Source organism: Mesorhizobium sp. M7A.F.Ca.CA.004.12.1.1 (assembly GCF_003997835.1).
GTDB lineage: Bacteria > Pseudomonadota > Alphaproteobacteria > Rhizobiales > Rhizobiaceae > Mesorhizobium.
Genome location: NZ_RZRK01000177.1, coordinates 1 through 9,361, shown reverse-complemented (window position 1 = coordinate 9,361; position 9,361 = coordinate 1). Strand labels below are relative to the sequence as shown.

Here is a 9,361-nt window from a genome sequence, read left to right as displayed (position 1 = left end):
CTTCTGAACACTGCCGGTACCGGTCTTGACGTCATTCGGCCGACCGCCTTAACGATTTCCTTGATGGAGACGCCTCGCCCGGTGCCGAGATTGACCGCCAGGCTTTGCCCGCCACCCTCGAGATGCATGAGCGCTTTCAGGTGGGCGCGGGCCAGATCGGTGACGTGGATATAATCCCTTACGCAGGTGCCGTCCGACGTGTCGTAGTCGGTGCCGAAAACCTCGATCGCGTCGATGATGCCCGATGCGGCCATGAGCACTCTGGGAACCAGGTGGGTTTCCGGCGAATGCCACTCACCAAGCTCGCCGTCGGGATCGGCGCCACAAGCGTTGAAATAGCGCAGGATAGCAAATTTCATTCCATACGCGGAAGCATAGTCGCCGATGATCTGTTCGCCCATCAGCTTGGAGCGCCCGTAAGGGCTGATCGGATTTTGCGAGGAGGTCTCGCGAACGGGCAATACTTCCGGCACGCCGTACGTCGCACAGCTGCTGGAGAAGATGATGTTTTCGACCGAACAAGCGCGTGCGGCATCGAGCACCGCGATGGTGCCTGTCACATTGGTTGAATAATATTCGGCCGGCTCGCGAACGGACTCTCCGACATAGGCCAGCGCCGCAAAATGGATCACAGCCGTCGGCCGGTGCGTTTCCATCGCCCGCTTCAATGCATCCCGATCCCGGATATCGCCGACGACAAGCGGGCCCCAGGCGACGGATCTCTCGTTGCCGCGGCTCAGATTGTCGAAAACCACCGGCATGTAGCCGGCGGAGGCCAGCTGCTTGCAGGTGTGGCTGCCGATGAAGCCGGCTCCACCCGTCACCAGGACTGCCGGCCGGCTCATGAGGCGGCAGCTCCTCTGGCAATGCGGTTTCCGTAGAGCAGGGTGTCAAAATACTCGACGGTGCGCGCGAGCCCTTGGCTCAAGCTGATTTTCGGCTCCCAGCCGAGATTGGCCTTGGCAAAAGAGATGTCCGGCTTGCGCTGCCTGGGATCGTCGACGGGCAGCGGCCGATGCACGATCTTCGATCGGGCGTTGGTGTAATCGACGACCAGCGTCGCCAGTTCCATGATGGTGAATTCGGCAGGGTTGCCGAGATTGACCGGGTGGGTGGGCGCGCTCGGCGCGTTCATCAGCCGGACAAAGCCCTCGATCAGATCGTCGGCATAGCAGAAGGAGCGCGTCTGCTGGCCGCTGCCATAGACGGTCAGGTCCTCGCCGCGCAGCGCCTGGACGATGAAGTTCGAAACCACACGCCCATCGTCGGGCTGCATGCGGCGCCCGTAGGTGTTGAAAATGCGGGCGACACGGATATCGAGGCCATAGGTTCTCGAATAATCGAAGAACAGGGTTTCGGCCGAGCGCTTGCCTTCATCGTAGCAGGAACGCGGTCCGTGCGTGTTGACGTTGCCGAAGTAGCTCTCGGGCTGTGGATGCACGAAGGGATCGCCATAGACTTCGGACGTAGAGGCCTGGAATATCTTGGCCTTGTTCTGTCGCGCGAGTTCCAGAAGGTTCAGCGATCCAAGCACGCTTGTCTTGAAGGTGTGGATCGGGTCTGCCTGGTAGTGCGGCGGAGAGGCGGGGCAGGCGAGATTGTAGATCTCGTCGCACTGAAGATCCGAAGGCAGTGCATCGACGATGTCGTGCTCGATACAGGTGAAGCTCGGATTACGCAGAAGGGTATTGAGATTGTATCTTTTGCCGGTGTGGAAATTGTCCAGCGCGACAACGTCGTATCCGTCCCGCAAAAGACGTTCGCACAGATGCGATCCTAAAAACCCCGCGCCTCCGGCGACAAGGGCGCGTCGTCGGCTTTGGTTGGCGCCCCTTTGGCTGCCGGATTCCAGTTTCAGAACCTTGACAAGCTTACCCATGCTTTCCTCGCACGCACCGCACACGCTACCGCCGGGGCCGGGACAAAGCATCGCCCGGCCACGTTCCTGAGAACGTGGCAAACCTCCGCGTCTGCGGAATCGCCATCACTGATGTGCGTTAATTGTTCTTTGGCTTTCGCGAAGCTGGTACGACTACACGACCTCCGTGCTGCCGCTCAGCATTCTCTGCGCCCCGAAAACGCGGTCACCCGCTCGGTGTCACCATCGCCGATTGCTCGCCCAAATTGCACATCCCAACATATCGAAAATATACCTGTGGAAATTATAGTCAACTAAATTAGTGATTTCTTAACCAAGTGCGCTCGCGGATGGTTAACATGAGGGGGCGACGGTCTCTCGGGCTGAAACACGGCGCATACGGAAAATCCTCTTTACTAATCAGCATATTGGCTCGATCGACGACAATGTATGACCGGACGCGGAAGCTGTCCCTTGAGGTAGAATCGAAACTTGACAGCAAGGACGACCGAGAATGAGCCGACAGCGATGTCAGCGCAGCGCGCGAAATACTCGGCTTAATTTTTGAGCGCATAGGTAGAACCTTGAATTGTTGCGCGGCCACGCCGCCAATCTGGTTGCGCTCGCACCCGCACGGCCCACCTCCAGGTGGCTGCCCGCAACTGGCCATCGCCTTTTGGCCGTCGGGGCGCTATTGGCAAGGTCACGATACGCCATGGTGATCTGAATGCGCTTTCTGTTTGTCCTGATCCTGCTCGTCGGCGCCGGCATCGGTGTCGTCTATCCCTGGGCGATGAGCAACTTCTCCGGCCATGAGATCGGCACCTGGCGGGTCTATGAGCAGGGCCGCTTCAAGCCGCTGACGGTGCCGCTCTCCGGCCGCGACGCGCCGGTGCGGGTGCTGGTCGACCTGACCGCAAGAGCAGAGCGCATCGTTTCGCAGCAGCGCACCGTCCTGACGCTGACCGCTGCAAGCAATGGCCGCACGGTGCTCGCCTCGACGCTGCAGTTCAACCATTCCGACAATCCTCGCCAGGCTAGCCCGCAACTGACCGACAAGATCTTTCGCGACGAGGCCGGCGTGATCGCGACCGTCAGCCCTGGCCCCTATATCTTCACCGTCGGACCGGGTGATGCCGACGACATACCAATGCGGGCGGTCGATCTCATCCTGCGCTCCGGCGCCGGCGAGATCGACAGCCGTGCACGGCCGGTCGGCTTCGCGCTGATGGCGATCGGCCTGATCGGATTCTTGCTGACTTTGCGCACTCGTGGCGGCCGGCCGGAAAATCCGAACTCGCAGCCGCCACCGCCGCGTTGGGGCAGGGGCTGATGCATGTCGCCCAAAAGTGTGCAGCGGTTTTGGGACAACGACATGCATAACGGCACAAAACCATGAACTACCGCCACGCCTATCATGCCGGGAATTTCGCTGACGTCGTCAAGCATGTCGTGCTGACGCGCTTGCTCGAGTATCTGAAGCAGAAGGATAAGGCGTTTCGGGTCGTCGACACCCATGCCGGCATCGGCCGCTACGACCTGTCGTCCGCCGAGGCGCAGAAGACGGGTGAGTGGCAAGGCGGCATCGGCAGGCTGATCGATGCCCCGTTCGCCGCTCCGGTGGCGGCGCTGCTCGCGCCTTATCTGGAGACAATACGGTCGCTCAACCCCGAGGGTGGCATCCAGAAGTACCCGGGCTCGCCGTTGATTGCGCGCCATCTCATGCGCAAGCAGGATCGGCTGACGGCGATCGAGCTGCACCCCAAGGATGCCGCAAGGCTGAGGACGTTCTTTGCCGGCGATTTCCAGGCCCGGATCATCGAGCTCGATGGCTGGCTGGCGCTCGGCGCGCATCTGCCGCCGAAGGAAAAGCGCGGCCTTGTCCTCATCGATCCGCCATTCGAGGAAGCGGGTGAGTTCGAACGCCTCGTCGACGGGCTCGCCAGGGCGCACAAGCGGTGGCCAGGCGGCATCTATGCGCTCTGGTATCCGATCAAGGACCGCAAGGCGATCATCGCTTTCCGCAAGGCGCTGAAGCAATCCGGCATCCCGAAGCTGCTCGACATCGAATTCGAGATCAGGCCGGCCTCTTCGGAACCCAGCCTCGACGGCAGTGGTCTGCTGGTCGTGAACCCGCCGTTCACGCTGGAGGGCGAGCTGCGGACGCTGCTGCCGGCCCTGCACAGGCTGCTTGCGGTGGGGCGGCCGGCGCACTGGTCGCTGGAATGGCTGGCCGGCGAGCAGGCTTGAGGCGGTCTCATCGACGACCCAGGGACCGCGTGCTCTTGGGTCTGGATATGAACGTGCCAGAGCCATTCCGGTGCGTGCAAATTCGGCTTTGGTCAAAAAGCGGTTTCAAACTGGGAAACCATTGTCAACGCAACCGCTTGACCGCCGCCGAGCGAATCCGCACAGTGCGCGCAATCGACCTTGAGAGGCTGCCATGACTCGCTTCGCCAAATCCGCCCTTGCCGCCCTGATTTCGCTCTTCACCCCGCTTGCTGCGCCTCTCGGTATCACCCAGACCGTGCAGGCCGCCGATCTTACGGTCTATTCCGATGAAGACAGCGGGGTCTGCGGTCAGCCCTGGGTACTGAACAAGATCACCAGCCGCTTTTCCTATCAGGTGCATCACGTGCCGCATCTGCCTGACGTGCAGATCACCGATTTCCGGCGCATCCACCAGCATCGCTATCTGGCGGCCAACGATACCTGGCCGATCGGTCGCCGTTATTGCGGCGCCACCGTCAGTCTGTCCGACGGCCGCGATCGCACCATCTGGTACCTGATCGAGGAAGGCCAGGGCTTTGCCTCGATCGGCGACAATGTCGAATTCTGTGTCTCGGGCTTCGACCGCTGGATGGTCTACAACGGCCGCTGCCGCATTCTGCGCTAGACCCGGTTTCCCCTTCCAATCTCTTTCGCGCCTGTGGCTTGATCGGCTGCAGGCGTTTTTTCGCGCCGCGTTGACAGCAGGTTCGATCCGTCGCATACAGGCGAGACAGACCTGTCTCAATACTAGGTAATCTCCATGACGCCATCGTCCGCTTCCGGCAAGCGCCAACACGTCGTTGACACGGCCTACGTGCTGTTCAAGCGCGCCGGCTTCCATGCCACCGGTATCGACCGGATCATCGCCGAAGCCGATGTGGCCAAGATGACGATGTATCGCCACTTTCCCAGCAAGGACGAACTGATCGTCGAGGTGCTCGACTATCGCGCTATGCGTTTCGACCGCCAACTCGACCGGCTCGCCCAGGAGGACGTTCCGCCGGAGCAGAAAATCGGAAAAATCTTCGACTGGCATGCACGCTGGTTCCGCAGCCCGGATTTCCATGGCTGTCTGTTCGCACATGCGCTGGCCGAGTTCGGCGATCCCGGGCACCCGATTTTCGAGGCCGTTGTCAGGCAGAAGAACGGCCTCAAGCGGCGCATGCAGTCTATCCTCGAAGAGATGATGCCGCACGGCCGCGCCGAGAGCGTGGCGGCGACGCTGCTTATGCTGATCGAAGGTGCGACCTTGCTGGCGCAGATGGGGCAGGCAGAAGCCGCCATTCGCGACTCCCGCAAGGCGGCCATGGGCATCGTCGCCGCCTCGCGCCGGCCGCAATGAGCCCGCTGGTCATCGGGCTCGCATTGTTTGCGGCGATCCTGCACGCAAGCTGGAACGCGTTCCTGCGCACGGGGGCCGACCGGTTGTGGACCGTTACCGTCATGAGCTTTTCAAGCACGGCGCTCGCCATCCCCTTCGCCTTCTTCCACGCCCTTCCGGCCGCGCCGGCCTGGTCCTATATCGTGCTCTCGGCCTGCCTGCAGGTTGGCTACACCTTGTTTCTCGTGGCCGCCTACAGATACGGCGAACTGGGGCAGGTCTATCCGATCGTTCGCGGCAGCGTGCCGCTGCTTGTCACGCTCGGCGGGTTCTTCCTGGCCAACCAGCAGCTCACTCTGCCGCAGACCGTCGGCGTCGCGCTGGTCGCTGGCGGCATCATGGGCCTTTCACTCGGACGGGGCAGGGCCGCCACGACATCGATATTCTATGCATTGGCAACGGGAGCGATCATCGCCGCCTATGCGACGGTCGATGCGCTCGGCGTTCGGGCGGCGGGAAATGCCGGCGCCTACACCGCATGGGTCCTGCTGATCTACGGCGCGTTGCTGCCGGCGGCCTTCGTCGCCTGCCGTGGCCGGCTCATTGTCGACCCGCGCGCGCCTGAAACCTGGAAGGCGCTCGGCGGAGGCCTGTTTGCACTTCTGGCCTACGGTGTCGTGGTCGCGGCCTTCGCGCTCGGACCAGCAGGTCCGATCACCGCGATCCGCGAAACCAGCGTCGTCTTCGCGGCCTTCATCGGACGCCTGTTCCTCGGCGAGATGCTGACGCCGCGGCGGGTCGGCGCCTGCGCTATCGTCGCGCTCGGCGCCATCTGCCTCGGCTATCAGTCGTGACGGAAATGCGGATCGCGAAGATTCTGGACGGCAGCCCGTCTCAGGACGGCGAGGGCTGCTGACGATTTTTGCCACCGGCATCGCGCTCAATCTTGGCAATCCGAAAATGCCGTTGTTCTACGTCGCGCTGTTGCCTAGCGGCGTAGGCGCATCGCTCAATGCTGCTCATCTTGGTGTGCTGATGATGGTGATCCTGGCTGTTGAAGCGGTGGTGATCGGCGTTCATATCATCCTCGCCGGCCGCGCCCGCAACCTGTTGCGCACGCCAAGGATCGTACGCCGGGTGACCGCGCGGCGGGCGGTGTGATGATAGGCGCCGGCGTTGCCGTTGTTGCCGCGCGCTGAGCGGATTGCCCAGTCGCCACGCTATTTCCTGCGCGGCATCGCCTGATCGATGATCTTGCGCAGGAATGCGGCGTGGCCGCGGAACGCGCGCCGTCCACTCGTGGTCGCCTTGACGCGCGTCTGCGGCCGGCGGCCGACGAACAGCTTTTCGATGTCGACATAACCGGCCCTGGCCAGCGTATCGAGATGCGCGCCGAGATTGCCGTCCGTGACGTCCACGATGGCCTTCAGCCCGGTGAAGTCCAGCGTTTGGCGCCTTTCCAGCATGTTCAGCGCGGCCATGATCCTGAGCCGAGTGCTCTGGTGGATGATTTCGTCGGCACTCATCGATTGGCTCCGGTGCAGCCAAGCCGGAGGCCACCGACAACCATGCCGCCGCCGTGGCGGACCGTCTTGGCAATCTCGAACGGCGACAGCGCCGTTTGTCCCTGTGCGATGGACATCGAAGTACTCCGGCCTTCTGTGCAGAATACTCTGCCATATAGAGTTGTCTGTCAATTCACGAGCAGTCGGGTCTGCGATCGCGCTTGACAAGGTGATGCATTGGCCGGCTGCCGCATTGCAGTATAGATCGTCCGCCTGCATGAGATGATCGCACCGCTGAGGCTGTGGTCATGATATTGGCGAACGAAGATCGACACGCAAAGCTGTTCGCTGATCTTCGGAGCTTCACGAGAAGAGCGCTCCCGCGGAGTGTGGAGAATGTCGGCGACACATTCTAGCCGATGGTCGAAGATCAGCAGTGAATTTCTGCGACGATCAGCACGATCATGTGCCGATCGTAACCGAAAGTTAAGTTGCGAAAATCAGTCTATTGCTTCGCTGGCTAGCAAGCCGCGAGTCAGATATGCATGAGCGCGCCGGGTCATTACGGCCGTCGGCACAACGGAAGGGGCATCGCATGGCTAAGCAGTCATCCAAAGCGCCGGCGTCGAAGGCACCGGCAAAGAAAGCACCCGCAAAAGCAGCGACGGCGAAGGTCGCAGCTGCAGTGAAGAAAGCAGCACCCGCTGCCAAGCCGAAGGCCGCGGCGGCCAAGGCAAAAGCAGCACCGGCCAAGAAGCCGGCAGCGAAAGCTGCTGCGAAACCGGCAGTGAAGAAAGCAGCACCCGCCAAGGCAGCGGCAAAGCCGGCGGCGAAGGCGGCACCAGCCAAGAAGCCTGCAGCGAAGGCTGCGGCGAAACCCGCAGCGAAGAAGGCAGCACCTGCAAAAAAACCGGCTGCCAAGGCTGCACCTGCCAAGGCTGCACCGGCCAAGAAGCCGGCTGCGAAAGCTGCTCCGGCAAAGAAGGCTGCGGCAGCGAAATCTTCAGCACCGGTGAAGAAAGCGGCACCTGCGGCCAAGCCGAAGGCAGCACCCGCGAAGGCCGGCAAGAAGTAGTCGCGTCTTCCCTCGCCGGGGGCGGTGCCGAAACAGTCAAGGGCGGGTGCCCGACAGGCGCCCCGTTCGTTGTTTGGCAGTCGGAAGGCGAGAACAGAGGCGGACGGAGGATATCTTTTCGCAGCTCCCAGGACTTCGCCATAGGGCGGAGTCCGGTGGGGCTTTTTGTGCCATTCATGCGCTTGATGAAATATCGGCGCGAGGCCCTTCGGTCTTGGCTGTCGGCTGAGTGATCCCTGCGATTCTGGCAACTCGGCGACTATGTGATCAAGCACCGTCTTCATGGAGCGCTCGCCAAACGGCCCCGGCCGATGAGTCCGCTCGCTGGCGGCCGGGTTTTCCGCTTCTGGCCATTGCTCGATCGCGCTTGATCGGTCAACACTGCCGGCCTGCAAAACAGGAAACCGATCATGCCCAGACTGCTCTATGCGTCCTCCTCTCCCTACAGTTCCAAAGTGCGCATGGCAGCCGCCTATGCCGGCATCGACATCGAAACGGTGGCGGTCAAAACGGACGACAAACCGACCGAACTGATCGGCGCCAACCCGCTCGGCAAGATCCCGGTTCTGGTGCTCGACGACGGCCGCTCCATCCACGACAGTCGCGCCATCACCCAGCATCTCAACCGTTTGTCGAAGAGCGCGCTTTTTCCACGCAATCCCGACAAGCGGCTCGAGGCTGAAGTGCTGGAGGCATTGGCCGACGGCATTTGCGACTGCGCGCTGTCGATGGTCTATGAACGGCGCACGCGGCCCGAGGAGATGGTCTATCAGCCTTGGCTCGATCGCCAGTGGGCGAAGATCACGGCGGCACTCGACCTGCTGAATGCCAACCCGCCGAAGCTGCCGAAGAAGATCACCGCCGGCCAGATGGCGCTGCGCGCCTGCCTTGGCTATCTCTCGCTGCGTTTTGCCGGAAAATGGGAGAAGGGTCGCGCCCGGTTGACGCGATGGGCGGCACGCTTCGACGAGAAGTTTCCAGAACTGAAGCCCTGCATTCCTGGTTGATAGCCGATTGCCCGGAATTGATTTCCCGGGTTATCGATTCGATCACCGGGAAAATCACTCAGACACAAAAAAAGCCGGGCGCGAGGCCCGGCTTTTTCGTGTCGTGGCTTGAACGACTTAGAACTTCATACCGACGCCGAAGGTGACGCGGTTGTCGGTGGCCTTGACCTTGCCGATGCCGTCGAAGCTCTTGCTGCCGAAGTCGGTGTAACGATACTCGACGCGGCCGAAGACATTGTCGGTCAGCTTGATGTCGGTGCCAACACCGGCGGTCCAGCCGAGCATCGTTGCGCGATCGCTGGCCCCAAGGACGGTGTCTTCCAC

General features: G+C 61.8%; 11 protein-coding genes and 1 pseudogene. 7 read left to right on the top strand and 5 right to left on the bottom strand.

The window, feature by feature from the left end; genetic code table 11:
* Together galE and EN984_RS11990 are read right to left on the bottom strand one after the other, a co-directional pair.
* On the bottom strand, positions 1 to 845 hold an 845-nt coding region (gene galE, locus EN984_RS11995; RefSeq protein WP_127383755.1), incomplete at its 3' end, for a UDP-glucose 4-epimerase GalE.
* Positions 842 to 1,879: a UDP-glucuronic acid decarboxylase family protein gene (locus tag EN984_RS11990; RefSeq protein ID WP_127270640.1), complete on the bottom strand. Its 1,038-nt coding sequence runs from the start codon at positions 1,877 to 1,879 to the stop codon at positions 842 to 844. The genes galE and EN984_RS11990, both read right to left, overlap by 4 nt.
* Before the next feature lie 706 nt (positions 1,880 to 2,585).
* Here EN984_RS11990 and EN984_RS11985 point away from each other — a divergent pair.
* The 6 genes and pseudogenes from EN984_RS11985 to EN984_RS11960 form a co-directional block, all read left to right on the top strand.
* Positions 2,586 to 3,191 (top strand): hypothetical protein, encoded by a 606-nt coding sequence (locus EN984_RS11985; RefSeq protein WP_127268682.1) that lies wholly within the window; start codon positions 2,586 to 2,588, stop codon positions 3,189 to 3,191.
* Positions 3,192 to 3,253: 62 nt separating this feature from the next.
* On the top strand, positions 3,254 to 4,108 hold the full coding sequence (locus EN984_RS11980; protein ID WP_127268683.1) for a 23S rRNA (adenine(2030)-N(6))-methyltransferase RlmJ: 855 nt from the start codon (positions 3,254 to 3,256) through the stop codon (positions 4,106 to 4,108).
* A gap of 193 nt (positions 4,109 to 4,301) precedes the next feature.
* A complete protein-coding gene (locus tag EN984_RS11975; RefSeq protein WP_127268684.1) occupies positions 4,302 to 4,754 on the top strand; it encodes a hypothetical protein in 453 nt (150 codons plus the stop codon).
* Between the two features lie 135 nt (positions 4,755 to 4,889).
* Positions 4,890 to 5,471: a TetR/AcrR family transcriptional regulator gene (locus EN984_RS11970; RefSeq protein WP_127268685.1), complete on the top strand. Its 582-nt coding sequence runs from the start codon at positions 4,890 to 4,892 to the stop codon at positions 5,469 to 5,471.
* Positions 5,468 to 6,304, top strand: a complete 837-nt coding sequence (locus EN984_RS11965; protein ID WP_127268686.1) for a DMT family transporter — start codon at positions 5,468 to 5,470, stop codon at positions 6,302 to 6,304. The genes EN984_RS11970 and EN984_RS11965 overlap by 4 nt, the downstream gene beginning before the upstream one ends.
* A gap of 31 nt (positions 6,305 to 6,335) precedes the next feature.
* Positions 6,336 to 6,649, top strand: a pseudogene (locus EN984_RS11960) (LysE family transporter); the annotation flags it as partial.
* 21 nt (positions 6,650 to 6,670) lie between these two features.
* Here the strand turns inward: EN984_RS11960 and EN984_RS11955 are convergent.
* Complete coding sequence (locus EN984_RS11955; RefSeq protein ID WP_127268687.1) at positions 6,671 to 6,976, bottom strand: transcriptional regulator; 306 nt, start codon at positions 6,974 to 6,976, stop codon at positions 6,671 to 6,673.
* Positions 6,977 to 7,441: 465 nt separating this feature from the next.
* Positions 7,442 to 8,314, bottom strand: coding sequence for a hypothetical protein (locus tag EN984_RS38190; RefSeq protein WP_206517174.1), 873 nt, complete (start codon positions 8,312 to 8,314; stop codon positions 7,442 to 7,444).
* 126 nt (positions 8,315 to 8,440) lie between these two features.
* Here EN984_RS38190 and EN984_RS11940 point away from each other — a divergent pair, with 126 nt between their 5' ends.
* Positions 8,441 to 9,037, top strand: a complete 597-nt coding sequence (locus tag EN984_RS11940) for a glutathione S-transferase family protein (protein WP_127270637.1) — start codon at positions 8,441 to 8,443, stop codon at positions 9,035 to 9,037.
* 117 nt (positions 9,038 to 9,154) lie between these two features.
* On the opposite strand, the gene EN984_RS11935 is transcribed toward EN984_RS11940, so the two are convergent.
* A partial coding sequence (locus EN984_RS11935; RefSeq protein WP_164765445.1) for an outer membrane beta-barrel protein occupies positions 9,155 to 9,361 on the bottom strand: 207 nt, incomplete at its 5' end.

What these genes read in the sequence shown, in the direction of transcription:
- EN984_RS11940 (WP_127270637.1), top strand. Translation starts at nt 8,441, where the DNA reads ATGCCCAGACTGCTCTATGCGTCCTCCTCTCCCTACAGTTCCAAAGTG.
- EN984_RS11970 (WP_127268685.1), top strand. Translation starts at nt 4,890, where the DNA reads ATGACGCCATCGTCCGCTTCCGGCAAGCGCCAACACGTCGTTGACACG.
- EN984_RS11990 (WP_127270640.1), bottom strand. Translation starts at nt 1,879, where the DNA reads ATGGGTAAGCTTGTCAAGGTTCTGAAACTGGAATCCGGCAGCCAAAGG.
- EN984_RS11955 (WP_127268687.1), bottom strand. Translation starts at nt 6,976, where the DNA reads ATGAGTGCCGACGAAATCATCCACCAGAGCACTCGGCTCAGGATCATG.
- EN984_RS11965 (WP_127268686.1), top strand. Translation starts at nt 5,468, where the DNA reads ATGAGCCCGCTGGTCATCGGGCTCGCATTGTTTGCGGCGATCCTGCAC.
- EN984_RS38190 (WP_206517174.1), bottom strand. Translation starts at nt 8,314, where the DNA reads ATGAAGACGGTGCTTGATCACATAGTCGCCGAGTTGCCAGAATCGCAG.
- EN984_RS11980 (WP_127268683.1), top strand. Translation starts at nt 3,254, where the DNA reads ATGAACTACCGCCACGCCTATCATGCCGGGAATTTCGCTGACGTCGTC.
- EN984_RS11975 (WP_127268684.1), top strand. Translation starts at nt 4,302, where the DNA reads ATGACTCGCTTCGCCAAATCCGCCCTTGCCGCCCTGATTTCGCTCTTC.
- EN984_RS11985 (WP_127268682.1), top strand. Translation starts at nt 2,586, where the DNA reads ATGCGCTTTCTGTTTGTCCTGATCCTGCTCGTCGGCGCCGGCATCGGT.